This window comes from Brevibacillus sp. NSP2.1 (assembly GCF_000470975.2).
Lineage (GTDB): Bacteria > Bacillota > Bacilli > Brevibacillales > Brevibacillaceae > Brevibacillus > Brevibacillus agri.
The window spans coordinates 3,914,462-3,939,976 of record NZ_CP048274.1 but is presented as its reverse complement, the minus strand read 5'-3'; the positions used below and the strand labels follow the sequence as shown (position 1 = coordinate 3,939,976).

At 56.6% G+C, this 25,515-nt stretch carries 22 protein-coding genes; 12 read left to right on the top strand and 10 right to left on the bottom strand.

From position 1 onward, the window contains the following. Nucleotides 1–3: 3 nt before the first annotated feature. Complete coding sequence (locus M655_RS19105; RefSeq protein ID WP_005833759.1) at nt 4–900, top strand: NAD-dependent epimerase/dehydratase family protein; 897 nt, start codon at nt 4–6, stop codon at nt 898–900. A gap of 78 nt (nt 901–978) precedes the next feature. On the opposite strand, the gene M655_RS19100 is transcribed toward M655_RS19105, so the two are convergent. Genes M655_RS19100 through M655_RS19080 form a run of 5 tightly spaced genes read right to left on the bottom strand, consistent with a single transcriptional unit; the run spans nt 979 to nt 6,746 of the window. Further along, nucleotides 979–2,406: an FkbM family methyltransferase gene (locus M655_RS19100; RefSeq protein ID WP_007783319.1), complete on the bottom strand. Its 1,428-nt coding sequence runs from the start codon at nt 2,404–2,406 to the stop codon at nt 979–981. A 24-nt stretch (nt 2,407–2,430) separates the two neighbouring features. Beyond that, the gene (locus M655_RS19095; RefSeq protein WP_005833756.1) at nt 2,431–3,537 is read right to left on the bottom strand and encodes a glycosyltransferase family 4 protein; all 1,107 of its coding nucleotides are present in this window, start codon (nt 3,535–3,537) and stop codon (nt 2,431–2,433) included. Then, entirely contained in the window at nt 3,534–4,490 is a 957-nt protein-coding gene (locus M655_RS19090) for a GDP-L-fucose synthase family protein (protein WP_007783321.1), read from the bottom strand. Before M655_RS19090 ends, M655_RS19095 begins: the two co-directional genes overlap by 4 nt. 31 nt (nt 4,491–4,521) lie before the next feature. Then, nucleotides 4,522–5,763, bottom strand: coding sequence for a glycosyltransferase family 2 protein (locus M655_RS19085; RefSeq protein ID WP_007783323.1), 1,242 nt, complete (start codon nt 5,761–5,763; stop codon nt 4,522–4,524). After that, on the bottom strand, nt 5,763–6,746 hold the full coding sequence (locus M655_RS19080; RefSeq protein WP_007783325.1) for a GDP-mannose 4,6-dehydratase: 984 nt from the start codon (nt 6,744–6,746) through the stop codon (nt 5,763–5,765). Before M655_RS19080 ends, M655_RS19085 begins: the two co-directional genes overlap by 1 nt. Before the next feature lie 269 nt (nt 6,747–7,015). Between M655_RS19080 and M655_RS19075 the strand changes: the two genes are divergently transcribed. Further along, nucleotides 7,016–7,723: a hypothetical protein gene (locus M655_RS19075; protein ID WP_007783327.1), complete on the top strand. Its 708-nt coding sequence runs from the start codon at nt 7,016–7,018 to the stop codon at nt 7,721–7,723. On the opposite strand, the gene M655_RS19070 is transcribed toward M655_RS19075, so the two are convergent. Continuing rightward, the gene (locus M655_RS19070) at nt 7,720–9,468 is read right to left on the bottom strand and encodes a phospho-sugar mutase (protein WP_026557780.1); all 1,749 of its coding nucleotides are present in this window, start codon (nt 9,466–9,468) and stop codon (nt 7,720–7,722) included. The genes M655_RS19075 and M655_RS19070 overlap by 4 nt on opposite strands. 294 nt (nt 9,469–9,762) lie before the next feature. Here M655_RS19070 and M655_RS19065 point away from each other — a divergent pair, with 294 nt between their 5' ends. From M655_RS19065 to M655_RS19020, 10 genes are all read left to right on the top strand, one after another. Continuing rightward, nucleotides 9,763–10,731 (top strand): GDP-mannose 4,6-dehydratase, encoded by a 969-nt coding sequence (locus M655_RS19065; RefSeq protein WP_005833747.1) that lies wholly within the window; start codon nt 9,763–9,765, stop codon nt 10,729–10,731. A gap of 282 nt (nt 10,732–11,013) precedes the next feature. Then, nucleotides 11,014–12,039, top strand: a complete 1,026-nt coding sequence (locus tag M655_RS19060; protein ID WP_026557781.1) for an asparaginase — start codon at nt 11,014–11,016, stop codon at nt 12,037–12,039. A 68-nt stretch (nt 12,040–12,107) separates the two neighbouring features. Then, a complete protein-coding gene (locus tag M655_RS19055) occupies nt 12,108–13,781 on the top strand; it encodes a peptide ABC transporter substrate-binding protein (protein ID WP_005833744.1) in 1,674 nt (557 codons plus the stop codon). 74 nt (nt 13,782–13,855) lie between these two features. Then, nucleotides 13,856–15,931 carry a sigma-54 interaction domain-containing protein gene (locus tag M655_RS19050; protein WP_026557782.1) on the top strand — a complete coding sequence of 692 codons (2,076 nt, stop codon included), beginning with the start codon at nt 13,856–13,858 and terminating at the stop codon, nt 15,929–15,931. Then, entirely contained in the window at nt 15,928–17,364 is a 1,437-nt protein-coding gene (pepV, locus tag M655_RS19045) for a dipeptidase PepV (RefSeq protein ID WP_026557783.1), read from the top strand. Before M655_RS19050 ends, pepV begins: the two co-directional genes overlap by 4 nt. A gap of 15 nt (nt 17,365–17,379) precedes the next feature. Beyond that, a complete protein-coding gene (locus tag M655_RS19040; protein WP_005833739.1) occupies nt 17,380–18,312 on the top strand; it encodes an ABC transporter permease in 933 nt (310 codons plus the stop codon). Between the two features lie 9 nt (nt 18,313–18,321). Then, the gene (locus tag M655_RS19035) at nt 18,322–19,257 is read left to right on the top strand and encodes an ABC transporter permease (protein WP_206699011.1); all 936 of its coding nucleotides are present in this window, start codon (nt 18,322–18,324) and stop codon (nt 19,255–19,257) included. Between the two features lie 23 nt (nt 19,258–19,280). Continuing rightward, a complete protein-coding gene (locus M655_RS19030) occupies nt 19,281–20,303 on the top strand; it encodes an ABC transporter ATP-binding protein (RefSeq protein ID WP_026557784.1) in 1,023 nt (340 codons plus the stop codon). Then, nucleotides 20,300–21,250, top strand: coding sequence for an ABC transporter ATP-binding protein (locus tag M655_RS19025; RefSeq protein ID WP_005833735.1), 951 nt, complete (start codon nt 20,300–20,302; stop codon nt 21,248–21,250). The genes M655_RS19030 and M655_RS19025 overlap by 4 nt, the downstream gene beginning before the upstream one ends. A 246-nt stretch (nt 21,251–21,496) precedes the next feature. Next, nucleotides 21,497–22,240: a suppressor of fused domain protein gene (locus M655_RS19020; RefSeq protein WP_026557785.1), complete on the top strand. Its 744-nt coding sequence runs from the start codon at nt 21,497–21,499 to the stop codon at nt 22,238–22,240. A 52-nt stretch (nt 22,241–22,292) separates the two neighbouring features. On the opposite strand, the gene M655_RS19015 is transcribed toward M655_RS19020, so the two are convergent. The 4 genes from M655_RS19015 to M655_RS19000 form a co-directional block, all read right to left on the bottom strand. Beyond that, a complete protein-coding gene (locus M655_RS19015; protein WP_026557786.1) occupies nt 22,293–23,360 on the bottom strand; it encodes a hypothetical protein in 1,068 nt (355 codons plus the stop codon). Then, on the bottom strand, nt 23,344–23,883 hold the full coding sequence (locus M655_RS19010; protein ID WP_005833729.1) for an RNA polymerase sigma factor: 540 nt from the start codon (nt 23,881–23,883) through the stop codon (nt 23,344–23,346). Before M655_RS19010 ends, M655_RS19015 begins: the two co-directional genes overlap by 17 nt. 282 nt (nt 23,884–24,165) lie before the next feature. Continuing rightward, nucleotides 24,166–24,543, bottom strand: a complete 378-nt coding sequence (locus tag M655_RS19005) for a DUF3899 domain-containing protein (RefSeq protein WP_007783343.1) — start codon at nt 24,541–24,543, stop codon at nt 24,166–24,168. A gap of 18 nt (nt 24,544–24,561) precedes the next feature. After that, the gene (locus M655_RS19000; RefSeq protein WP_026557787.1) at nt 24,562–25,434 is read right to left on the bottom strand and encodes a LysR family transcriptional regulator; all 873 of its coding nucleotides are present in this window, start codon (nt 25,432–25,434) and stop codon (nt 24,562–24,564) included. Nucleotides 25,435–25,515: the final 81 nt, after the last annotated feature.

Sequence of the window (25,515 nt, the reverse complement as noted above, 5' to 3'; positions counted from 1 at the left end):
ATTATGAAAGTATTGCTCACCGGAGCGACGGGCTTTTTGGGCAGCCATCTGGCGCGAGCGCTGCTGCGGGAGGGCCATCAGGTGACGATCTTGAAGCGGAGCACCTCGGATTGCTCTCGGCTGGAAGATATCGCCAGTGAGCTTGCCGCCTGCGATGCGGATGCGGCAGACCTGCTTTCTGTTTTTTCCCGGCACGGCCCTTTTGACGCCGTCATTCATGCCGCAACCGCTTACGGACGCCGGGACGAGTCGGACGCGGCGCTGGTGGAAGCCAATGTGCTGTTCCCTCTGCGCCTGCTACACGCATGCTGCGAGCAAGGAACCGGGTTGTTTGTGAATACCGATACGTTTTCCCGCGCTTCCCTGGCTGCGGGCGCAACGCATTTGGCGGGCTATCATCTGACGAAAAAGCAGTTTGCCGAATGGGGAGCGCTCACCGCCAAACAGCACGGACTGACGTTTGCCAATATGCGGCTGGAACATGTGTACGGGCCAGGCGACCAGCCCGATAAATTCATCCCGTTCATCATCCGCCAATGCATGCGGGACGGGGCCAGGATCGCCCTTACTTCCGGCGAGCAGAAGCGAGATTTTGTGTATGTGGCTGACGTAGTGGAGGCGTATTTGCTCGTGCTGCGGCAAAAAGACTCGCTGCCAGCAAGGTACATGGACTATCAGGTGGGAACGGGCAGCGCGACCACGGTTCGCGAGCTGGTGGAAAAAATCCATTCGCTGACCCGCTCGACGGCGCAACTGCAATTCGGAGCACTGGCGCAGCGGCCGGGGGAGCTTATGTGCTCACAGGCCGACACACGCGCGCTTCAGGCGCTTGGCTGGCAAGGAAGAGTGTCGATGGAGGAAGGCTTGGCGCTGACCTTGCAACAAACAGCGAAAAATTGAAAACAACCCGGCTGCGCCCTTTCGTTTCGTGGGAGGCAGCCGGGTGTTTTTTTCGTCGGGGTTTTCTTTCGCTGCGGATCAAAGCAGGATTGTTTTGTTTGTGCAAAACAGGTCGCCGTGAAACGGCTTGATGGCATCCAGCAGTTGGGTGTACGAGGTGATTTTCATCAGCCCGCCATCCCGTTTTATCAGGTACAGATGCGAGTAGAGGGCGAACAAGCAGAGGAACAGCTCATTCGGGTCCTTGCCGAAATACCCGCGCAAGTTGTCAGGATTGAACTCGATGACCAGATCGGGGTCAAACGTTTTGAATGTCTCCATGCCCCCCTGCAATACTTGGATTTCGGAGCCTTCCACATCGAGCTTAATCAGGTCGATTCGCGACAGGCTGCGAGCGGCGACCCAGTCGTCCAGGCGCGTGCACGAGATCGTGTTCGTAGCGGCAGAGGTCGCTTCGCTGGCGATAAACGACCAGCCTCCCCCGCGATCCACCTCGCAAAACTCGATGATGCCGTTTCTGTCAAATACGCCGAGCGGAACAGGCTCTACGTTGCTTGCGCCATTGTCGTGCAACGTTTGCTTCATAAAGGCGAGGTTGACGGCAGAAGGCTCGAACGCGTACACCTTGCCGCGCGGCGCCAGATGGCTGAGCGCGAGCGAGATTGTGCCGAGATTGGCGCCGATGTCCAGGCACGTGTAATCGGGCTGGACGACGCGCTTCAGGACGTTGAGTACGTATTCTTCGTATAGGCCGCCCGCCATTTCGATGTAGTACAAAACGCTTTGGTCGAACGAGCTGCCGTGAACGAGAAACGATTTGTCGTCAAAAGGCAAGCGGAAGGTGACCGTTTTTTGCGCATTTTGCGGGATCGGCGTGTAGATGCGGATAATGTCGTCCTTGACCTCGAAGTGCAAATCAGGGCGCAGGTCGGCAACGTATTGCTTCAGTTCGGCGATGGTCGGGTAGTCTTTCAAGAGCGGGTTCGAGCCGATGAAGCAGCGGGCGTCGTCGATGAGAATGACGTGATTGCGAACGGGATGGGACAGGATGGCCGCCAGCTCCTCCAAAATCGGCGTATCCAGATTGCCTTTGGCGGATTCGGTCGACAGCGGGATGTAATGTCCGTCCAGCCAGAACAGGCAAGGCTCCGTGATGGAAGCGAGCAGCTCGGGCAGCACCTTGCTGCTGTCTCCGTGCAGGATGGATACGTGCTCGTCGGCGGCAAAATGGGTTTTGGCGGCGAGGTACAGGGCGGGGTCCAGCTCAATGGAATAAATGCGCGAGAACGCCGCCTTTTGCGCAGCTACCATGTAACCGCGGTATGTGCCTGTCTCAATGAAGGTGCGAATCTGATGGCGTTTTCCGTAGTCGGTGACGGCTGCGGTTTTGACCTCGTACTGCGGGGATTCCAGCAGCCAGAAATCCCACGTCTCCTGAGCGGTGAGGGGAAAGGGAATGCGCAACTCCTGTTGCCACACCCGCCGGATTTCGTCCATACGTGACATGAGCATGCTCCTTTCGTGATTGCGTTATTTTCCTGCCACCTGGTGCAAGACAGCGAGTGTCTGCTGCGCGCATTTGGACCAGGAAAACTTGCTCGCTTGCTGCAATCCTTTGGCGATGAGCCCAGAGCGCACTTCCTCGTTTTGCACTTCGACCATTTTTTTGGCGATGTCTTCGGGAGAAACCGGGTCGAATGTCAAGGCGGCGTCTCCGACGATCTCGGGAATGCTGCCGTTGTTCGAGCAGATGATCGGCAGCTCGGTCCGCATCGCCTCAACGAGCGGGATTCCGAAGCCTTCAAACAAGGACGGGAAGCAGAGGAAGTTCGCGTTGCGGAACAAATACGGCATTTCCTCCTGCAAAATGTAATCCAGCCACGTAATCTGGTCGGACAGTTGATGCTGGTTGATCGTCGCCATGACCTGCCCGTGCGCTTCCTGCGGCGCTCCGGTGAACACCATGTGGATTTTGAGCTTGTGCTCGTCGCGCAAATAGGCGAGTGCCTGCAGCAGCGAGACGTGGTTTTTGTGCCACCACGTGTTGGCCGGATAAAAGCCGTAATGCGCAGGCAGCTTGTATTTATGCCGGACAAGCTGATTTTTCGTCTCGTGGAACGGCAGGGTGAACTCATGCGCAGAGTCGAGATGGATGGCGTGCACGCGATTCGCCGGAACCCCGAATTTGGCGACGATGCTCTCCCGCGAGTATTCCGACAGAGTCAGCACCGCATTGGCTTTCAGCGCGGACGATTGGTAGGTCGACTTGCGCCACTGCAAGGAGTTGTCGTCGAAAAACTGCGGGTAAAACTCGTGCTGGATGTCGGGAATGTTAATGACGCTCGGAATGGAGACGTCAAACGGGTTCAACACCAAGAGCGGGCAAAACCACAGATCGAGGCGAAGGCCGCGAATCCAACTGTGGAACTGCTTGTGCGCATCAATGTGGTCGTGCATCATCACCTTCTGGATTTTCGGATGGTTGGGAAAGGTGTGGTAGTTGGTCTTGGTCAAAAACAAGAACCACTGGTTTTGATCGCCGCTTTGGATGGAGTAGGCCAGCAGGTTGCGCACGTACTGCTCCATGCCGCCGATTTTTCCGGGAATGCAGGCAAGCAGGTTCACTCCGATTTTCACAGTGTCTTCACCTCTTCGTCGCGCCTGTGCCGGCGGTACCAGTCGATCGTCTGCTGCAAGCCCGAGAGCAGCGGAGTGGAGGCGGTAAAACCGAACGCGGCTGTCGCTTTATCTGTCGCGAGCTTTCGCCGCGGCTGTCCGTCGGGCTTGCTTGCATCCCACACAATCCGGCCTTCGTACCCGCACAGCTTTTGAATCGTTTCGGCCAGCTCGCGAATCGTCATTTCCTCGCCAGAGCCGATGTTGACCGGATCAGAGGAGTCGTAGCGCTGTGTGGCGAGCACGATCGCGCGTGCGGCATCCTCTACATAAATAAACTCGCGGGTGACGTTGCCCGTGCCCCAGAGCACGATCTCGTCTCTGTTCTGTTCCTTGGCTTCCAGACATTTGCGGATGATGGCCGGAATGACGTGCGATGATTCCAGATCGAAGTTGTCGTGGGGACCGTACAGGTTTACGGGCAGCAAGTAAATGGAGTTGAAGCCGTACTGCTCGCGATACGCCTGCGATTGCACCAGCATCATTTTTTTCGCCAGGCCGTACGGGGCATTCGTCTCCTCCGGGTAGCCGCTCCACAAGTCTTCCTCCCGAAAAGGGACGGCCGCAAACTTCGGGTAGGAGCAGATCGTCCCGATGGCGACAAACTTTTTCACGCCAAACAGCCTCGCTTGCTCCATGAGCTGGGTGCCCATCATCAGGTTGTCGTAAAAAAATTTGCCGGGGTTTTTTTGATTGGCGCCAATCCCTCCTACGACAGCAGCGAGATGGATGATGATGTCCGGGGCAAAAGTTTGCAACATGTGGACGATGTCGTCTTCTTTGCGCAAATCAAAGTCGCGGCTTCTCGGCACGAACACATGCTGACAGTGCCGGGCTTGCAACTGGCTTAGCACATGCTTTCCGAGAAAGCCTGCTCCGCCGGTAACGACGATTCGTTTGTCCGACAGATTCATGAAAGCAACACCTTCCTTTTCGCGGATGTGGTCACAACGAAGGGACTGGATTCCTGTTTTTCAACAGCCAGCCAGCGACATCCCGGGGATTTTTTTTGTACTGCAAATAAAACTGGTACTCCTGCGCAGAGAGCGGCACTACGTTTTGCACCTGAAAGCTGACGGTACCGATGCTCGCCGCCATTTCGCTTTCCGGGAGCGCTTGCTGGCGGCTGCACACAAGCTCGACGACCGAGTTTGGCTCCTTGACGGGAAACGGGATGCTCGTTTCGAACGGCCCGGCCGGAATGACGTGATGGGCAACGGGCGTCTGGTTGACCATGACGTGCACATGAACGGGCTGGTTGAACAACAGGTTTACGCCTTTGATGACCAGCGCGTGCATCGGCTCGGCCGGATCGACGTGCAGGTGCAGCCGGTAGCGCGGCGGAACCCAGTAAGAAGAATGGCGGTTGCTGTCCACGAGAATCGGCGTGTCGCCGAAAACCCGGTGGCTTTTGAACAGGTCGAGGTACCAGAACACGCCCTTGTCAGGGTAGTGGGTGAGAAAATGGTACAGCCAATGGTTGGCGACTGTGCCGAAGTGGCGGACGCTGGCCAGCAAAATTTCCGGCAGGCCCAGATCGACCTCCAGCGCGATAGATTTACAGGCAGGATGCAGGCGGGAGGCGGCGAGAAAGTCCTGGATGTGGCCGACCGCGTACGACTTGGAAATGCGCATCCATAAATCGTAATCCATGCAATAGTGCAAATTTTCGTCCACGCCTCCGACCGCCTGGAACACCTCTTTGCGGATAAAAGCGGACGGCTGGCAGATGATGCAAAACAGAAACAGCGCCTGCCGGGAAAACGGCTTCGTCGGGTAGACACTGGTGATCTTGTCCTCGGCGTTGATGTGCAGGGCGTTGCCGTAAACCATGGCCCAGTGCGGATGGGCTGTCAGGGCGTTGATCGCTTTTGCGACGGCGCCAGGCATGTATTTGTCGTCGGAGTTCAACCAGCCGATGATTTGACCGTTCGCCATCGCCAAGCCTTTGTTGATCGCGTGCGACTGACCGCGATCCGGCTCGGAAATGTAGCGGAGGCGGTCCCCCAGATGCGCGTACTCCCGCAAAATTTCCAGCGTGCCGTCGGTAGAGCCGCCGTCGACGACGATGTGCTCGATGTTCGGATAGTCCTGGCTCAAAACGCTTTCGATGGTCTTGCGGATAAAAGCGGACTGGTTGAACGAAGGGGTAATGACACTGACCAGCGGCAGGTCCGGATGTCCCATCAGCCTTCCCCCTTTTTTCGCGCTTGGGCTTGCAGCGTGTCCCGCCAGTATTGCAGCAGGTCGCGCATCGTCTGGCGGAAGGGGATTTCCGGCATCCAGCCCGTCTGCTCGCAAAAAGCGGTGGCGTCGCCGAGCAAGACCTCCACGTCAGAAGGCCGCAGCCGTTTTGGATCGACCAAAATTTGGACGGGAGCAGAGGTAAAGGAAAGCAGCGTATCCAGCACTTCTTGGATGGTGCGCGTGCTTCCCGAAGAGATGTTGTAGACACTTCCGGGCACGCCCCGTTCCAGTGCGAGCCAGTACGCTTTGACGACATCGCGCACGTCGGTAAAGTCGCGCCTCGCTTGCAAATTGCCTACGTACACGTGCGGGGGCTGCAAGCCGAGCTCGATCTGGGCAATTTGTTTGGCGAAGTTCGAGGTGGCAAACCGCTCTCCTCGTCGCGGACCCGTATGGTTGAAGGTGCGGGTGCGAACGATGGACATCCCGTAGCTTTGATAATATTGGTAGCCGAGAAAGTCCTGCGCGATCTTGCTGACGGCGTACGGACTTTGCGGGCGCAACGGGTTCGTTTCTTGCACGGGCAATTCTTCCGGATAGACAAGGCCGTATTCCTCGCTGGAGCATGCCACCTGGATTTTGCACGGGATATCCGCCGCTCTGACCGCTTCAAAAATGTGCAGTTGGCTGACGATGTTGTTCATTAACGTTTCGGCAGGAGAGCTCCAGGAGGCGGGGACGAAGCTTTGGGCAGCGAGGTGGTAAATATGCTCCGGCTTGATCTGGGCAATCGTCTGTTCGACAGCTTCGCGGTCTTGCAGCTCGCATTCCACGAGCCGGATGTGATCCACAATATGCGCGATATGGTCCATCCGGCTGCGTGCCCGGTAGGTTCCGTAGATTTCGACGTCGCCTCGCGCGAGCAGGTACTCTGCCAAATGGCTGCCGGCAAAACCGGTAATGCCTGTAATCAAAGCTTTCAAGAGGCGTCCCCCCTTGTTCGTGATGGTTTGGCGAATACAGGCGAACCGCCTGAAAAGCGAGAAAGCAGATGCTTTATATATAGTAAAAACATGCACAGGCTGGCACGGCGAATGTCTTTTGCGGCTCGACAGTTTGCAGGGCGCATGAAAAAGGAAGGGCAGGTGCTGTACGCCTTTTTATGGAACAAGGGGAGCAAATGACTAAGCCTTTTGGCCGCATCCCAAATACGATGAAGAAAAGAGCGCCAAAAGGGAGGTGCACAACCGAGATGGACTCCATCAATCGCTATGAAAAGCGAATTTTCTCACAAAACGGCGAAGACGGCATCGTCGAGGAACTGTTTTCCAGAATCGGGACGACGAATCGGTTTTTTGTTGAATTTGGCGTCGAGACGGGCGAGGAATGCATGTCTCGCAATCTGGCCTGCGTGCACAACTGGTCCGGGATTCTGCTGGAGGGGCACCCGCTCAAGCATCTGTACTTGCAGCAAAATTACGCCGCCTATCCCCAGGTAGCTACTCATCAGGCGTTCATCACGATGGAAAACATCGCGGCCCTGTTTGCCCGCTTGCAGGTTCCGCCAGAATTTGATTTGCTGACGATTGATCTGGACGGGATTGATTACTGGGTGTGGAAAGCGCTGCACGCCTACAAGCCGCGAGTGGTGATTATCGAATACAACGCGTCTTTTCCTCCGCCGCAAAAACGGGTGGTCGCCTACGATCCGGCGTTTTCGTGGAAAGGGACCACCTATTTTGGCGCGAGCCTGACTTCCTTGGCCGAATTGGGGAAAAAGCTCGGCTATGCGCTCATCGGGACGGACTCGCGCGGGGTGAACGCCTTTTTTGTTCGCCGTGATTTGCTTGCGCGATCCGGCTTTGCCGAGCTTACTCCGGAAGCAGCCTACCATCCGCCAAGCTACGGCGCTGCGGGAGGGGGCCATCCGCACGGAACTGGCCCCTGGCTGGAAATCTAGGCGGGCAAAAGCTGCTCGAGATAGGCAAGAACCGCTTTTTTGATGTCCGCCAGCGATTGCAGCGCAGCTTTCTCTGATGTGTCTTTCACGCCAAAATAAAGCTTGATTTTCGGCTCCGTGCCAGAGGGGCGGATGCAAAACCAGCCGTGCTCGCCCAGGGTGTACTTCAAGCCATCGCTTGCGGGCAAGGGCAAAGGCTCCGATTCGTTCGTCGCCGACAGCCAGCGCTTGCCGTGCAAATAGTCGTCAATCGAGCTGACGCGATGTCCTGCGACAGAGGCCATCGGCTTGCTGCGCAGAGCGGCGAGGATGGCGGTCATCGTCTCCAATCCGTCTATGCCCGGATATGTGATGGAGACGAGGTCCTCCCGGAAGTAGCCGTACGTTTCGTACAGCTCCTGCAAACGCCGATGCAGGCTGGAGCCTTGCGCGAGCTGACAGGCACACGCGTCCGCCAGCAAAAAGGCTGCCTGCACCGCGTCTTTGTCCCGGACAAATTCGCCGCGCAAGTAGCCGCAGCTTTCCTCCAGCCCAAACAAAAACGCATGCGCGCCGCTTTGCGCGAACTCGTGAATTTTTTCGCCGATGTATTTGAACCCGGTCAACGTATCTATTGTGGCGACTCCGTAGTCGGAGGCGATCGCCCGAACCATTTCCGAGGTGACGACGGTTTTCACGACGGCAGCCTGGGCCGGCAGCGTCCCCGCCTGCTTTTCTTGCGACAAAAGATAGTCGAGCAGCAAGACGCCTGTCTGATTTCCGTTCAGGATGAGATGCTGGTTCGGCCCTGTCCGGATCGCCACCCCCAGCCTGTCTCCATCGGGATCGGTGCAGATGATGAGGTCTGCGCCTTTTTTGCGTGCCTGCATCAGCGCCAGCCGGAAGCTTTCCGGCTCTTCCGGATTGGGCGTGGCGACCGTGGGAAACAGCGGATCAGGCTTAGCTTGCTCCGAGACGACTTTGACCTGCGTAAAGCCAAAGGCCTGCAAGCCTTGCGTGATCGGCGCGAGGGTCGTGCCGTGCAGGGGGGAAAAGACGATTCGCGGCTGGTGCGTGCGGAGGGCAAGCTCGGCGGCGGGGAGGCGCAACTGTTTTTGACAGGCCATGTAGGCGGCAAACACTTCGTCCCCGATCATCTGCAGCAGGCCGTTGTTGATGAGCGCACTCACTTCGCTCGTGCCGATTCGCAGTTCGTCTCCGGCCTCCTCGATTTTGGCAAAAATCCGCGCCGCTGCTTCCGGCGGGATTTGGCCCCCGTCCGCTCCGTAAATTTTGTAGCCGTTGTATTCGGGCGGATTGTGACTCGCCGTGATGACGACCCCTGCGCTCGCTCCCAGGTGGCGTACAGCAAACGAGAGCAGCGGCGTCGGGCACAGTTGCTCGAACAGGCAGGCTGTCAGGCCGTAATGGCCGAGCACTTTTGCCGTCTCCAGGGCGAATGTGTACGAATCGGCGCGCGAGTCATAGGCAATCGCCACCTTTTGCGCGGCCGGGTCTGTCCCTTGTTCAAGCAGGTGCAGGGCAAGACCAGCGGTAGCTTTGCGGATCGTGTACACGTTGATCCGGTTGATTCCCGGACCCATGACACCGCGCATGCCACCCGTTCCGAAGGCAATCGGCTTGTAAAAGCAGTCCTCCAGCTTTTTTTCGTCGCCTGCCAACTGTTCGAGCTGGCGGCGAAGCTCAGGTTCCAGGTCTGAATATTCGTTCCAGCGTGTATAATGTACCCGCCAATCTGTTGTCATGGTTGTCTTCACTCCCACCGAAAAATGCTGGTCGTTGCTTTAAGATATTACCGGGCGGGGAGGGGAGTGAAGGCTTCTTGGCAAAATTGCTTTCGGCTGCGGCCGTCAGGGGCTTGCCCGAAGCTGGCTATGGGAAGAGGCGCAAAACATTTGCAAGCCGGTTTGCATATAAATAAAACAGTGCGAAAATTGCCGTGCTGGACAGCACAGGAGCCAGCAAGGCCGACGCCGTGCGCTTTTCGATGGCGGGAGGCAGTCGGCTCGCTGCTATGGCAACGAGGGGAGATGTGGCTGATGAAAACCGCTTTCCTTACAGGAGTCACCGGGCAGGATGGCGCGTATTTGGCAAAATTTTTGCTGGAGAAAGGCTATCGCGTGGTCGGACTGGTACCGCGCCGCAGCACCGTGGACCGCTGGCGGCTGGAGTATTTGGGCATCGCCGACGAGGTGGAGTACAAGGACGGCGACATTTTGGATCTGGCGTCCCTGACGAGGGCGCTCAAGACGACGAAGCCTGACGAAGTGTACCACTTGGCGGCGCAAAGCTTTGTCGGCTCCTCGTGGGAGCAGCCGATTTTGACGGCGCAGTCGACCGGGATGGGGGTTTTGCACGTCCTGGAGGCGATCCGCGAGACGAATCCGGCAATCAAAATGTACCAGGCCTCCTCCAGCGAGCTGTACGGGCTGATCCAGGAGCCGCAACAATCGGAGCAAACGCCTTTTTATCCGCGCAGTCCGTACGCCGTATCCAAGCTGTTCGGGTACTGGATGACGAAAAACTATCGCGAAAGCTTCCAAATGTACAGTTGCAACGGCATTTTGTTCAACCATGAGTCGCCTTTGCGCGGGCTTGAGTTCGTAACCCGAAAAGTGACGCACGCCGTCGCCCGCATCGTCGCGAACAAGCAAAAAGAGCTGCGGCTGGGCAACATCCAGGCGAAGCGCGACTGGGGCTTTGCAGGCGATTTCGTAGAGGCGATGTGGCTCATGCTGCAACAGGAGAAGCCGGACGACTACGTCATTGCGACCGGAAAAACATCGACGGTCGAGGACATGTGCAAAATCGCCTTTGACTACGTCGGGCTGAACTATCAGGATTATTTGGTGATTGATCCAGACCTGTACCGCCCGGCAGAAGTCGACGTCCTGTTGGGCAATCCGGAAAAAGCGAAGCGCAAGCTGGGCTGGGCACCGAAGACAAAGCTGGCCGAGCTGATTCACATGATGGTCGAGGCCGATCTGCAGCGAGTGGCAAAAGCGTAAAGTAGCGAACCAATAGCGACACCCTATTTCTGGCGAACCAAAAGAAAAGGGGTGTTTTTTTGTGGGAACGAAAATGAGTCAACCTATTACTGTAAATAAGCAACCTGTTAAGTCTGATAGGATAGCCAGTTTATGCCGCGAACTGGCTTCTTTTTATCTCGTTACAGCAATAAACTTGCAGAAAATTCGCCTTTGAGTGTAATTTTCAGGCGTTGGCACGCATCTTGCTTTAGAGAAGAGGTACAAACATTCCAACTTTACTCGCCAAAAGGAGACTTTGTTATGAATGTAGTTGCCAACGTGTACCGGGGGGAACAGGTGGAAAGCTCTCACCTTGGTCACATTGCGGTTGTGGATTTTGCAGGAACATTGCTTTACTCATTCGGCGATCCACACCGAATGACATATGCCCGATCGAGCATGAAGCCGTTGCAGGCGATTCCGGTTGTGGAGACGGGGGCTGCGGACCGTTTTGGATTTGAGCCAGCCGATCTGTCGCTTTGCTGCGCCTCCCACAGCGGAGAGCCGCGCCACCGCACCCGTGCGCTGTCGATGCTGGCGCGCGCAGGCCAGCCGGAAGCGACCTTGCAGTGCGGGACACACGTCCCTCGCCACGAGGAGAGCTACAAGGAGCTGATCCGGGAGGGCAAGCCGCTCACGCCGGTATTTTCCAACTGCTCCGGGAAGCACTCGGGGATGATCGCGACTGCGACGCACCTGGGCGAAGATGTCACGACGTACCATCTGCCAGAGCATCCGGTGCAGCAGCGGATTCTCGATGTAGTGGAAGACATCACCGGCTATCCGAAAGAGAAGATCAATCTCGGGGTGGACGGCTGCGGCGTCCCTGTTCATCAGTTGCCGCTCGCCCACTACGCCTGGGCTTTTGCCAAGCTGGCCAAGCCAGAGGTGATCGCCAATCCGGAGCGCCGCAAAGCGGTAGAAAGAATTACCGCAGCGATGACCGCCCATCCCGAAATGGTCGGGGGCGAAAACCGCTATTGCACCGATCTGATGACCGCTTTTGCCGGGCGCATCGTCGGCAAGGCAGGCGCCGAGTCCGTCTACTGCCTGGGCGATCGCCAAACAGGTCTTGGCATCGCGGTCAAAATCGAGGATGGCGGCCCGCGCGCGATCAATCCGGTCGTGAACGAGGTTCTCCGTCAGCTCGGAATCGGCACGGACGGCCCGCTTGAAGCGCTCGCGGAATATACGAATCCGCCGATCAAAAACATGAGCGGAAACGTCGTGGGCCGAATCGAAACGCCGTTTTTGCTGACCAAAACTAGCGTGGTCTTAGGGGTATAAGCGGCAGCTTCCTGATCGTTGCCGTTTATCTATAAAGATTTTGCAAAAGAAGAAGGGGGTCACACCAAATGAAGTTGCAAAAAGGATGGAAGCTGCTCAGCACAGCGGCTCTTGTCGCGGTTCTGGCCGTGACAGGTTGTAGCCAGTCGGCAGCTCCGGCTAAGACGGGAGAAGGAACTGCTCCTGCCGCCCAGCCAACAGGCGATGCGGGTGGACAAGCTGACGCGACAGCGCGGCTGAAGCTCAATCTGAAGACAGAACCACCATCCCTCGATCCGCCAAAAGGCTTCGACAGCACCTCCAATGAAGTGCTGAACGCGACGATGGAAGGTCTGGCACGTCTGGACAAAGACCACAAGCCACAGCCTGCCATGGCGGAAAAATGGTCCGTGAGCGAAGACGGGAAGACGTACACGTTTACGCTGCGCGACAGCAAATGGTCCAATGGCGATCCGGTTACTGCGCAAGACTTCGAGTTCGCCTTCAAGCGCATCGTCGACCCGAACAACGCGTTCCCGTCTGCCTTCCTCGCGTATTACATCGAGGGCGCGGAAGAGTACAACAAAGGAACCGGAACCGCAGACGGCGTGAAAGTAAAAGCGGTGGACGAAAAGACGCTGGAAGTGCATCTGAAAGCGCCGGCAGGCTTCTTCCTGCACATCCTCACGCAGCCGACTTTCTTCCCGGTGAACAAAAAAGTGGTGGAAAGCAATCCGAAATGGGCTGAGAACGCTTCGAGCATCGTGACCAACGGCCCGTTCAAAATGGAAGACTGGGTGCATGACCAGTCCGTCAAGCTGGTGAAAAACGACGGCTACTGGGATCGCGACTCCGTCAAATACGCGGGGATCGACTGGGTAATGGTCAACGACGAGAACACGCAATACCAGATGTACTCGACAGGACAGTTGGACATGATCCAGACTGTGCCGAACGACCTGAAGAAAAAGCTGATCGACTCCGGCGAAGCGAAGGTAGAATCCGAGGCAGCCATCTACTACTACCGCATGAACACCGAAATGCCGCCGTTTAACAACGTCAACATCCGCAAAGCGTTCGCCCTGGCAATCGACCGCCAGACGCTGATCGACAACGTAGTCCAAGGCAAGCAGGCGCCAGCACTCGCGCACGTGCCATTCGGCTTCCCTGAGCCGGAAGGCGGAGACTTCCGCGAAAAAGGCGGAGATTTCATCAAGGACAACGACATTGAACAGGCAAAAGCCCTGTTGAAAAAAGGGATGGAAGAGGAAGGCTGGACAACTTTGCCGCCTGTAACCATGACCTACAACACGAGCGACGCGCACAAAGCTATCGCGCAAGTTTTGCAAGAAATGTACAAGAAAAACCTCGGCGTAGACGTGAAGCTGGAAAACAAAGAGTGGAAAGTTTTCCTCGATGAGCAGCGCGCTCGCAAGCTGCAATTCTCCCGTTCCACCATTCCGGCCGATTACGGCGATCCGGTCAACTACCTGGAGCTGTTCGTCACCGATCACCCTGGAAACCGCATCAACTACAGCAACAAAGAGTACGACGCCCTGGTAGAAAAAATCCGCAACACCGCAAACGAAACCGAGCGCTTCAAGCTGATGCACGACGCAGAAAAAATCTTCATGGAAGACATGCCGCTTGTGCCAATCTATTTCAGCACAAAAGTATTCATGGACCAGCCGAATGTGAAAGGCATCATTCGCCATCCAGTAGGGACACTTGACTACAAATGGGTAGAGATCGGAAAGAAATAGTAGAATAGACGAAAGACAGGAGCGCAAGGGAATCTTGTGCTCTTGTCTTCACACTACATCTTGGAGCGAGTGTCATGGCGAAAAAAACGATTACGTTTGTTGCGAAAATGGACGAGTTTCTGCAATCCGTCGTCAGTCAATGCCACGAATTGGGGATATCTGAAGACATCCATGTGGAAGCGATCCGCGTCGATCAGCTTCCGTTTCGACCGATTACACCGGGGGCTTTGGTGGTGGTGTCCACGAAAAGCATCGTGCCGCTGGTAGAACCGTACCTGCCTGGCGATTCCGGCATTCTCATCGCCAAGCGCATGCTGCCGTATCACAATTTGCGCGGCATGCTGGAAATTCCGAAGGGAGTCAAGGTGCTTCTGGTCAGCGATACGAAGGAAACCGCCGAGGAAAACGTGGATTTGCTGCGGGCGTCGGGCATGGATTTCGAGCTGTACCCGTATTACCCGGGGGCGGAATACCCGGCAGATATCGAAATCGCGGTCACGCCTGGCGAAGCGGAGCACGTCCCGCCGAACATCCGCAAAGTGGTCGACATCGGGTTCCGGATTATTGACCTGTCCACCTGGATGGCCATCTACTCGCATTTTGACAGTGGAAATTTCCAAAAGGTGACGGCGCGAGCCATGCAATCTTTGGTCTACATCACGAAAGAGCTGAACAACGAGATTCAGCACGCGCACCTTTTGAGCAAATACTTGGAAGCGATCGTCAACCGGATCGAGGATGCGATCATCGCTTTTGATGAAAAGGAACGGATTCGCTTCATCAATCAAAAAGCGATCGAGTCGCTGCACCTGGAAGGCAGGCAAGCGGTAGGAGAGCGCGCAGCCGACTGTCTTCCGTCTGACTTTTACGAGCTGATCCGGCAGTGTGAAGAAAACGAGGACGTGCTGGTAGATTGGGCGAACAAAACCTACTTTTTCCGCAAGATGCACATTGTCATGGAGGGCAGCTTTTTAGGGAGCCTGCTCTTGTTCCGCAAAGCGGCGGAAATCGAAAAGCTGGAGCACGATTACCGCCTGCGCCTGTACAGCAAAGGGCTGGTTGCCAAATACCAGTTCGAGGATATTTACGGCGAGAGCCCCTCTGTGCAAAAGGTGATCCAGATCGCCAAAAAAATTGCCCGGAGCAATTCGACGGTGCTTTTGCTCGGCGAGACGGGAACCGGAAAGGAATTGCTCGCCCAGGCTATCCACAACGCCTCCCCGCGCAGGCGCGAACCGTTTGTCGGCGTCAACTTCGCGGCGATTTCCGAATCGCTTTTGGAAAGCGAGCTGTTCGGCTACGAGGAAGGAGCGTTTACGGGGGCGCGAAAAGGCGGCCATATCGGCTGGTTTGAGCTGGCCCACAAAGGAACGATTTTTCTCGATGAGATTGGCGATGCCAACGGAGCGATTCAAAATCGGCTGCTGCGGGTGTTGCAGGAGCGCCAGATCATGCGCGTCGGAGGCAGCAAAGTCATTCCGACGGACATTCGCGTCGTCGCAGCCACCAACCAGGACTTGCAGAAAATGGTGGCGGAAGGCTCCTTCCGCGCGGATTTGTACTACCGGCTGAACATCTTGCCGATTCATTTGCCGCCGCTGCGCAAGCGCAGGGAGGACATCCCGTGGCTGGTGCAGCAGTTTGTGAAAAAATACTCGCTCGACTTGCGGCGCCCGCCGTTCACCCTGACGCGCGAAGCGATGAAGGCGCTGGTGGAGTACGATTGGCCCGGCAACATTCGCGAGCTGGAAAACGTCATCGAGTATTTGGCGCATGTCGTCGAGGAAGAAGCGTATGTGCATCATTTGCCGTTTTTAAGCGAAGTGCCGGAAGTGCCGCTGGCAACAGACGGGCTGGAGGAATGGTTCGAGCCGATACGCGCCGAGTACGCGCGGCGAGGCTTTTTGCAGGAGATCATCGCGATTTTGCAGGAGCTGGGAGCGGGCAGCGGCGGCCGTTACTCCTTGATGGAGCAGCTTGGCGAGCGCGGTGTGGCGCTTTCGTCGCAACAGCTTCGCTACCGCTTGAAGCTCATGCAGCAAGACGAGCTGATCCATGTAGGAAAAGGAAGGCAGGGAAGCCAGATTTCCGCCAAGGGCGAATCGTTTCTGGCCTTCCTGCAGCAGAGGAAAGCAGGTGGACAAAAATGAGCGAGTACTGGAAAGAGCAGGCGTTGTTACAAAAAGCAGCGTTTGTCGAAGACGTGAAGGCATTTCTTTCGATCAACAGCATTGAAGATATGACGACCGCAACCGCAGGCAAGCCGTTCGGGGAAGGGGTGGCGGCGGCGCTGGAGTCGCTGCTTGCGCGCGGGGCGCAGGACGGCTTTTGGACGAAAAATCTCGACGGCTACGCGGGCACGATTGAGCTTGGCGACGGCGAAGAGGAAGTCGGCGTGCTCGTCCATATCGACGTCGTCACCGTTGGCGAGGGCTGGACGACTCCGCCCTTTGAGCCGACCATTCGCGATGGCCGCCTGTACGCCAGAGGGGCGCTCGACGACAAAGGGCCGGCTCTGGCCGCCTACTATGCGCTTCGGCTGGTGCGCGATTCCGGGCTGGCGCTCACAAAACGGGTGCGGCTGATTATCGGGACAGACGAAGAGAGCGGCTGGCTGTGCATGAAGCACTTCATGGAGCACGACCGCGTGCCGCCGATCGGCTTTTCGCCGGATTCGTCCTTTCCGATGACCCATGCGGAAAAAGGCCAGATCAACCCGACCCTCACCATCGCTCCCACGCAAGGGAGTGCAGACGGGGAGGGGCGCTTGCGGCTCCTGTCGTTTGTTTCCGGCGATCAAGGAAACAGCGTGCCGGACAAGGCGGAGGCTGTCGTTTGCCTCGGGGCTGCGGCTGGAGAGCAGCTCGCTTTGGCGCAGCTTGCGTCGCAGTGGGAACAATTTTTGCAGGAAAAAGCGACAAGCGGGCGGATGGAGCAGCTTGCGCCAGACAGGCTGAAGTTCACCGTGGCCGGAAAGCCCGCGCATGGCATGGCGCCAGAAGAAGGCGTCAACGCGGGAACGCTGCTCGCCTGTTTCTTGCGGGAGCGGTCGTTTGAAGGTTCTGCCTCTTCGTTTCTTTCGCTCTTGTCAGACATTATTCACGAAGACTATTACGGGCAACGTTTGCAGCTCGCTTGCGAGGACGACGTATCCGGCAAGCTGACCGTCAACGCAGGGATTTTGCGCTACAGCGAGACGGACGGGGGCAGCGTTCGCCTGAACATCCGCTATCCCGCGACTATCTCCTGTGAGGAGTACGTGGAAAAGCTGAAAAAACGGGTAGCGGAGCTGGGCTGGACGATTGATAGTCTGCGCACCTCGAAGTCGCACTACGTGCCGAAAGACCACCCTGTCATTCAAACCTTGTCCAAGGTGTACGAGGAGCATACAGGCCAGCCCGCTACGCTGCTGTCGTCCGGCGGTGCGACTTACGCGAAAATCATGCCGTATGGCGTAGCTTTCGGACCGTTGTTTCCAGGCAAGGAATCGACTGCGCACCTGATCGATGAATACGTCGAGATCGACGACCTGCTGCGGGCGATGGCGATATACGCCCAAGCCATTTACGAGCTGGCCAGATAAACGAGGAGGAACTCCATGTCAAACTACCTGGTGAAACGCGTTTTGATGATGATCGTCACGCTTTGGATCATCGTGACGCTGACTTTTTCCTTGATGCATGCCATTCCGGGAAATCCGTTCGCCTCCGAGTCGGATCAGTTGCCGGAGCAGATTTTGAACAACCTGCGGGCAAAGTACAATCTCGATCAGCCGTTGCCCGTCCAATACGTGCTCTATTTGAAAAACTTGCTGCTGCTCGATCTGGGGCCGTCGATCAAGTCGGACTCGCGCGGCGTCAATGACATGATCGCCGACGGCTTTGGCGCTTCGGCCTGGCTGGGGGCGCAAGCGATCCTGATTGCGCTCGTGTTCGGGATCACGTTTGGCATCGTGGCGGCGCTCAACCGCAACAAGTGGCTGGATTACGTGGCGATGGCCCTGGCAGTACTCGGGGTAGCGATTCCGAGCTTTATTATGGCGCCGCTGCTCATCAACTTTTTTGCGATCAAGCTCCCGGTTTTTCCGGTGGCGACATGGGGCACGTGGATGCATACCGTGCTGCCGTCGCTCGCCCTCGCGTTTGGTCCGGTCGCCGTCATTACGCGGTATATGCGGGCCAGCATGATTGAAGTGATGAACCAGAACTACATCCGCACAGCGGAAGCGAAAGGCATTCCGATGTTCATCATCGTGCTGCGCCACGGAATCCGCAACGCGATTTTGCCTGTCGTGACGTTTCTCGGCCCGTTGATCGCTTCCTTGATTACCGGAACGTTTGTCGTCGAGAAAATTTTTGCGATTCCCGGCATCGGGAAATATTTCGTAGACGGCATTTTTAACCGCGATTATCCCGTCATTTTGGGGACGACCATTTTTTACAGCGCGATTTTGATCGTGACGATTTTTTTGATCGATATCGCATATACGCTGATCGACCCGCGTATCAAGCTGACCAACAAGGAGAGATAGCCTGTGGCGATGGAACAAAGAGTAGACCCGTTATTTCGGCCGCTGACCAAAAATGTGCAGGCGAACGTCATTGCCCGGCCGAGCCTGAGCAACGGACAGCAAGTCATCCGCAAGCTGGCGAAAAACAAGCTGGCAATGCTCGGGCTGTTCATTATCGTCGCGCTCGTGGCGATGGCGATTATCGGACCGAGCCTCGTCCCGTACAGCTACTCGGATCAAAGCCTGCTGACGAAAAATCAGCCCGTGTCGTCAGAGCACTGGTTTGGCACCGATGAACTCGGCCGGGACATGTTCGCCCGGACGTGGTACGGAGCGAGAATTTCCTTGACGATCGGGGTAGTCGCTGCGCTGATCGACCTCGTCATCGGGGTGACGGTCGGCGGGATCGCCGGCTACATGGCCGGGCGCGGCAAACGCGGCGACCGCATCGACACGATCATCATGCGCATCATTGAAGTGCTGTACGGCTTGCCGTATTTGTTGGTCGTCATTTTGCTGATGGTGGTCATGGAGCCGGGCATGTTGACGATCATCATCGCGCTGTCGGCCACCGGCTGGGTCGGGATGGCGCGGCTCGTGCGCGGGCAAATTTTGCAGTTGAAAAACCAGGAGTTCATTTTGGCTGCGCAAGTGCTCGGGGCCAAATTCAACCGGATTTTGCTCAAGCATTTGATTCCGAACACGTTTGGCGTCATTATCGTAAACTTGACCTTTACCATTCCGTCCGCGATTTTTGCCGAGTCGTTTTTGAGCTTTTTGGGACTGGGCGTGCAAGCGCCTGTGGCGAGCTGGGGGACGATGACCAACGACGGGCTGGGCGTCATTTTGACCGGAGACTGGTGGCGGTTGTTTTTCCCGGCGCTCATGATCTCGCTTGTGATGTTCGCTTTTAACGTATTTGGCGACGGCTTGCAGGATGCGCTCGATCCGCGCCTGCGCGACTGATGAGGGAGGGAGAGGAAATGACGATGAATCAGCATCTGCTTATGATCGACAACCTGCGCGTCAACTTCAAGACTTACGGTGGCGAGGTGCAGGCGGTGCGCGGCGTCTCCTTTCACGTAGACAAAGGAGAGACGGTCGCCATCGTGGGAGAGAGCGGCTGCGGGAAGAGCGTCACCGCACAAGCGATCATGGGACTGATCCCCAACCCGCCAGGCAAAATCGTCGGAGGGAGCATCGTTTTCGACGGACAGGAAATCAGCGGGCTTGCGAAAAAAGAACTGCTGGGCATTCGCGGCACGCAGATCGGGATGGTGTTCCAGGACCCGATGACGGCGCTCAACCCGACGATGAAGGTCGGAGCGCAAATCGTGGAAGGGTTCGTGCGCAGCCAGAAGGTCACGCGCGAGGAAGCGCGCCAGCGCGCCGTCGAGATGCTCAGACTGGTCGGCATTCCGGACCCGGAAAAGCGGATCGACCAGTACCCGCACCAGTTCAGCGGCGGTATGCGCCAGCGTGTCGTGATCGCGATTGCGCTCGCCTGCCAGCCGCGCCTCGTAATCGCCGACGAGCCGACTACAGCGCTCGACGTGACGATTCAGGCGCAAATTCTCGATTTGCTGAAGCGGCTGCAGGCGGAGCAGGAGCTGTCTGTCGTCATCATTACGCACGACCTCGGCGTCGTGGCGGAAATCGCGCACCGGATGGTCGTTATGTACGCGGGCATGGTCGTGGAGACCGGAACGGTCGAGGACGTGTTCGCCAATCCGCGCCATCCGTACACATGGGGCCTGATGCGCTCCCTGCCGCGGCTGGACGAGGGAGAAAAGCAACGGCTGGTGCCGATTGAGGGAACTCCGCCGGATTTGTTTGATCCGCCAAAAGGCTGTCCGTTTGCAGCACGCTGTGATTTTGCCATGGAAATATGCGACCAGCAGATGCCTGTCACAACCGACTTCGGGTGCGGCCATCAGGCGTCTTGCTGGCTGCACGATCCGCGGGCGCCGCGCATCGAGGAATTGGTCGCCGCAGGGAGGCAGGGAGTATGACAGAAGCGTTAGTTGATGTACGCGATTTGAAAAAGCATTTTTCCATCGGGCCTGGCTTTGACCTGAAAGCGGTAGATGGCGTGTCTTTTACGATTCAAAAAGGCGAGACGCTCGGCCTGGTCGGCGAGAGCGGCTGCGGCAAATCCACGCTGGGGCGGACGATCATCCGGCTGTATGAGAATACGGCAGGAGAAGTGCTGTTCCGCGGGAAAAACGTCCACCAACTGCGCGGCAAAGAAGTGGGCCAGTTCAATCGCGATGTCCAGATGATTTTCCAGGACCCGCAGGCGAGCCTCAATCCGCGGATGACGGTCGAGGATATCATTGCCGAGGGGCTGGACATTCATGGACTCGCCAAAGGCTCGCGCCGGGAGCGCGTCTCAGAGCTGCTTCAACTGGTCGGCCTGCACAAAGACCACGCCCAGCGGTTCCCGCACGAGTTCAGCGGAGGCCAGCGCCAGCGGATCGGCATTGCCCGTGCGCTCGCCGTCGAGCCGCAGTTCATCATCGCGGACGAACCGATCTCGGCGCTGGATGTCTCGATCCAGGCGCAAGTCGTCAATTTGCTGGAAGATTTGCAGCATGATCGCGGGCTTACGTATTTGTTCATCGCCCACGACCTGTCCATGGTCAAGCACATTTCCAACCGGATCGGCGTAATGTACTTGGGCAAAATGGTCGAGCTGGCGGCGAGCAACGAGCTGTACGCCCGGCCGCTCCACCCGTACACGCAGGCGCTGCTTTCCTCTGTGCCTGTCCCCGATCCGACGGTGAAGCGCGAGCGGATCGTGCTGCAAGGCGACTTGCCAAGCCCGGCGAACAAGCCGAGCGGCTGCGGCTTCCGCACGCGCTGCCCGCTCGCCACCGCGCGTTGCGCCGAGGAGGAGCCGAAGTGGCTGGAGGCGGAGCGCGGACATTGGGTAGCGTGCCACTTGATCGAAGCATAAGGAAAAAGGAAAGACTCGGGAAGGACGCCTCGTCAAAAGGGCGTCCTTTTGCGCATGCTGGTGGTGAAGGGCGAGAGATAGCGCTTCTATGTCTCGCTATTTACAATAGTTATTTTTTTACATATAGTAAAGTGATCTGGGCTGAAAGGAAAGTGGGGGAGCGATCGGCCAATCACTGCTCCCCGCTCCCGAAACCAGCCAAAACTGCCGATGTAACGGAAAACAGGAAGAGAGCGAGGACCTGCCATGAATTTTTTCAAAAAGCTGTTTGGCGGTGTGGAAAGCAAAGAAAAGGCAAAGGACGGCACGGCGATATACACCTACAACCAGCAAGCCACTTCTGAACCGCCCGCACCGATGCAATACGTGGAAGAGATCGTGACCCACTTTGAAGCGGTGTTTGCAGGCAGAGACAGCAGTGTTTTTCACGAGATTATTTCCGATACTATCCATATTGACGTGAACGTGATGAGCCCTACGGAAGAAGAGCCGTTTTGGGTGTTGTACACAAACGGGATGAGCGATTTGCCGATGACGATTCCGGATGAGATTCAGGAGCAGATGGAAGAGGTGGTCGATCGGGCGGAAGTGATGATGTTTTTGCCCGGCTCCTGGGAACTGACAGAAGAGTCGCTGCAGGATGAAAACAACTACTGGCCGATCCGGCTGATGAAGCAAATGGCGCGGTTTCCGCACCAGTACAATACGTGGCTGGGGTACGGGCACACGATTCCGAACTACGAGAACTATGAGCCGTATGCGGATGGGACAGGCTTAAACGGCGTGATTTTGTTTCAGTTGTCCGAAGAAGTCAGCGTCATTTCGGCAAAAGACGGAACGAGGATTCACGCTTTCTTCTTGCTTCCTTTATATAAGGAAGAAATGGAGTACAAGCTGGAGTACGGCATGGATGCGTTGTTGGAAAAACTGTTTGCCCTGGGCGATGACGCGCTCATTTTAAACCCGAACAGAGCAAATACGTGCAAGTAAAACAAGAGAAAGCTGCCGACCGTGATTTTGGGTCCGTAGCTTTCTCGCGTTTTTAGTCCATGCTGATTTGATAAGGATTGCCTGCATCGAGATCGTGCAGGAGAATGGAGAAGCTTGGTTTCCCCGGGCTTCGCAGCACATAGCCGCCCCAGTCTTTGCCGCCGTGCGCCGTATATCCGCTGACGTCCACGCCAAAAATGGCTTGAATCAGCGGCCTGGTCACGGGAATGGCTTCATCGCGCGCTTTGATGTGATAGTCATCGGTTACATGGGTCACTTTGTACACTTGCCCCGTTTTCGCGCCGATTGTCACCGAATAGCGCCCTTGTTCATTGCTGAGCAGCCACATCTCTTCGCTTTTGTCTGACCGTTTTTCGGCCTGGGAAAAGGACAGGTGGCTGTCGTTGGCGAAACGCTGCAAGGCTGTTTTCGCGATAGAGACTACTTTTGGATCTACGTCTTTCGGGTTGTAATGCAAACGGAAGTCAACCACTCTGTTTGTGGCAAGATCGACGGTGACGTACTGTTGGTCCGCTAGCGGAAAGGAAAAATAGTGCACCCCCGTGCTTTTGAAAAACTGGGCTGTTTGCAGGTGAACCTGCTGGGAAGCTTCCTGGAATGCCTGCTGTGCCGTTTCTGCATATTTTTGCTGGGACGGCGTCAATTCGTTGAGCGCAAATTGGGCGGAGACCGTGCGAACTTCTGTCGTGCCAGGCTGGAACGTCACGATGGCTGCGTAATCTTTCGCGCGCACAATCGTGTATTCCGCTTCTTTTTCAAGCTCGGCAAAAGGAAAGGTTTTCGCAATGCCGCTCGCTGTTTGCACGGCTTTTTGCGCAGCGGCAAAATACGTTTGCTCCTCGGGAGTCAAAGTTGCATGGCCCGCCTGTTCAACCGGAGCGGAAAATGGTTGCAACCAGAAAAAAACGAGCAGCAAGCCGCAAGTAATCAGCCCGTTTGCCATCCAGCCGTAATACCTTTTTCGTTTGTTCACTTTTTCCAGTCGACCTCCTGCTTCGCGCACACCTTCTAGGATCGCCTGGCTTCGTTCCCGGGACAGGCTGGGCTGCGGGAATTGATTCAGCTCTTCCAGGATGATCTGCTCATCTCGTGATGGCATCGTGCATCACCTCCGCAATGGAAACATGCATGTTATTTTGAATTGCCTTCATTGCTCTGTGCATAGTGAGATTGACCTTGGCTTCGGTCCATCCTAAAACCTCCGCCGTCTCCTTGCTCGACAAACCTTTGATTCCGCGCAGGATCAAAACGTCCCGATACGAACGCTTCAACTGATTGAGTATCTCGTACAGCAGACGTTTGTTTTCGCTTAGCTCCAGTGACTCTTCCGGTGTTTTATCGCGGGAAACGAGATGCTGCAAAAAGACATCTGGCAGCCAGTCGATTAGTTTGGCTCGGCGCCTTTCATCAATCGCTACGTTTCGCGCAACGGCAAACAGCCACGTTTTTGGATTCTCAATCATCTCCGCTCGCCGTTGCACAGCTTTCAGCGCACGAACAAAAGTCTCCTGAACCAGATCGTCAATATCGGTTCGCCCGGTATAGTAGACGAGAAAGCGATAGACGTCCTGGCTGTATGCGTGAAACCATTGCTCGATGCGGGCGCCCGTACGCTCATCCAATGTGTTCCACCTCCTTGACACTGTAAAGACGGATAAGCTGCGGGCAATCTTTCAGTTCCCGCATAAAAAAATGGGAGAGTTCCGAAACGGGGCCGTCAAATCCGTCAGATCGCAGCAAAATCGGGCAGTAGCTGGCGAGTCCCCGCTAAGTGCCAAAGCAAAAAGGCTGCCGACTTGATCGACAGCCTGGGACGTCGCGAAAAGCGCGGACGTCTTTTTTGCTGGGGAAAATCTTTTTCCCACTCGCAACCGAGCGGTCCTTCCCCCGTAGCCAAACGCTGTTTATAAATAGTAGAAACAGGTAAGTACCAACGAAAAAACGATCATTCCGGTCCCGGAGGAGAGAAACAGGGTGGTTGCCGCTCGCATGGCCACTTCTTTTTTTTGCGCAAAAACGGGGTCGTCTCCCCGCACCAGATCGCTGTCCATCAGCCGTGGCTTGCGGAAAAAGAAGCTTTTCAACTGCTGGAAGCCGCGCAGAAAGATGGTGAAAAAACCGGAGCGGGTCACGACGACAGCACATCCGGCCATCAACAGGACGAGGCCGAACAGAAAGCTCTGGTTGATGTAGGGCAGCAAGGCAGGCGACTGGAAGCTCAAGCCGAGCGCGAAGCTGCTGACGACAGCAAGAACAACAATGAGTACAGGCCATTTTTTCAAGGTGAGTGCACGTCCTTTTTACGATAGGGTAGAAAAGCGCTGGGCCAGTTGGATAAAAGCGTGGACGGCTGGCGAGGCATCGCGCAAGGAGCGGACGGCGACGCCGATTTCGCGTTTCAAAGGCGGCGAGAGCTCGCGTGCGGCTACGGACGAAAGCGGCTCGGGCAAAGTAAGCGCGGGCACGACCGTCACTCCTACGCCGGCTTCGACCATGGCGAGAATGGTAGCGTTGTCCGCCACCTCATAGGCGACATTTGGCGTCAAATTAGCGGCGGCAAAAGCCGAGCCGATCAGAGCTTCACAGCCCGCCATCGGCATGATGAACGGCTCAGCCGCCAACTGGGACAGCGCAAGCTCCTTGGCTGCCGCAAGCGAGTGGCCGACAGGCAGGACGGCCAGCAAAGGGTCGTGCAAAAGCAAGACGCCTTCCAGCTCATCATCTGGCCAGGGAAGAAAGCCAACGTCTACGACGCCTGTGCGCAGCCACTCTTTGATCTCCTGGTAGCTGCCTTCAAACAGCCGCGTGTCCAGCTCGGGATAGGAGCCGTGCAGCGCCTTCAACAGCCGGGGCAACATCTGGACGGAGACGCTCGGAAACGCCCCGATGCGAATCGTCCCGGACAGAGAGCCGCCGTTCGCTTCTGCCGCGATTCGCTTCATCTGGCTGACCTGGTTCAGCACAATCCGGGCCGAGGCGGCGATTTGCTCGCCTGTAGCGGTCAGCCTGACTCCGCCGCGCTCGCGGATGAACAGGGAGATGCCGAGCTCTTTTTCGAGAGAGCGGATCGTGTGGCTTACGCCCGACTGGCTGAGGCCGATTTGCTCCCCGGCGCGGGTGAAGTTGCCCGTGTTCATGACCGCAATGAGTACTTCCATTTGAAACAGCGTCATCAAGGCCGGCGTCCTTCCATGAAGTTTTTATCATGTCTGACATGCCAAAGCTTCATTTTACAAGTCCGGCTCTCCCGACTA

Excerpts from the sequence above, each read along its gene's own strand:
- M655_RS19025 (WP_005833735.1), top strand. The coding sequence starts at position 20,300 with ATGACAGAAGCGTTAGTTGATGTACGCGATTTGAAAAAGCATTTTTCC.
- M655_RS19090 (WP_007783321.1), bottom strand. The coding sequence starts at position 4,490 with ATGAATCTGTCGGACAAACGAATCGTCGTTACCGGCGGAGCAGGCTTT.
- M655_RS19015 (WP_026557786.1), bottom strand. The coding sequence starts at position 23,360 with ATGCCATCACGAGATGAGCAGATCATCCTGGAAGAGCTGAATCAATTC.
- M655_RS19075 (WP_007783327.1), top strand. The coding sequence starts at position 7,016 with ATGGACTCCATCAATCGCTATGAAAAGCGAATTTTCTCACAAAACGGC.
- M655_RS19020 (WP_026557785.1), top strand. The coding sequence starts at position 21,497 with ATGAATTTTTTCAAAAAGCTGTTTGGCGGTGTGGAAAGCAAAGAAAAG.
- pepV (WP_026557783.1), top strand. The coding sequence starts at position 15,928 with ATGAGCGAGTACTGGAAAGAGCAGGCGTTGTTACAAAAAGCAGCGTTT.
- M655_RS19085 (WP_007783323.1), bottom strand. The coding sequence starts at position 5,763 with ATGGGACATCCGGACCTGCCGCTGGTCAGTGTCATTACCCCTTCGTTC.
- M655_RS19065 (WP_005833747.1), top strand. The coding sequence starts at position 9,763 with ATGAAAACCGCTTTCCTTACAGGAGTCACCGGGCAGGATGGCGCGTAT.
- M655_RS19040 (WP_005833739.1), top strand. The coding sequence starts at position 17,380 with ATGTCAAACTACCTGGTGAAACGCGTTTTGATGATGATCGTCACGCTT.
- M655_RS19060 (WP_026557781.1), top strand. The coding sequence starts at position 11,014 with ATGAATGTAGTTGCCAACGTGTACCGGGGGGAACAGGTGGAAAGCTCT.
- M655_RS19050 (WP_026557782.1), top strand. The coding sequence starts at position 13,856 with ATGGCGAAAAAAACGATTACGTTTGTTGCGAAAATGGACGAGTTTCTG.
- M655_RS19070 (WP_026557780.1), bottom strand. The coding sequence starts at position 9,468 with ATGACAACAGATTGGCGGGTACATTATACACGCTGGAACGAATATTCA.
- M655_RS19030 (WP_026557784.1), top strand. The coding sequence starts at position 19,281 with ATGAATCAGCATCTGCTTATGATCGACAACCTGCGCGTCAACTTCAAG.
- M655_RS19105 (WP_005833759.1), top strand. The coding sequence starts at position 4 with ATGAAAGTATTGCTCACCGGAGCGACGGGCTTTTTGGGCAGCCATCTG.
- M655_RS19000 (WP_026557787.1), bottom strand. The coding sequence starts at position 25,434 with ATGACGCTGTTTCAAATGGAAGTACTCATTGCGGTCATGAACACGGGC.
- M655_RS19100 (WP_007783319.1), bottom strand. The coding sequence starts at position 2,406 with ATGTCACGTATGGACGAAATCCGGCGGGTGTGGCAACAGGAGTTGCGC.
- M655_RS19035 (WP_206699011.1), top strand. The coding sequence starts at position 18,322 with ATGGAACAAAGAGTAGACCCGTTATTTCGGCCGCTGACCAAAAATGTG.
- M655_RS19055 (WP_005833744.1), top strand. The coding sequence starts at position 12,108 with ATGAAGTTGCAAAAAGGATGGAAGCTGCTCAGCACAGCGGCTCTTGTC.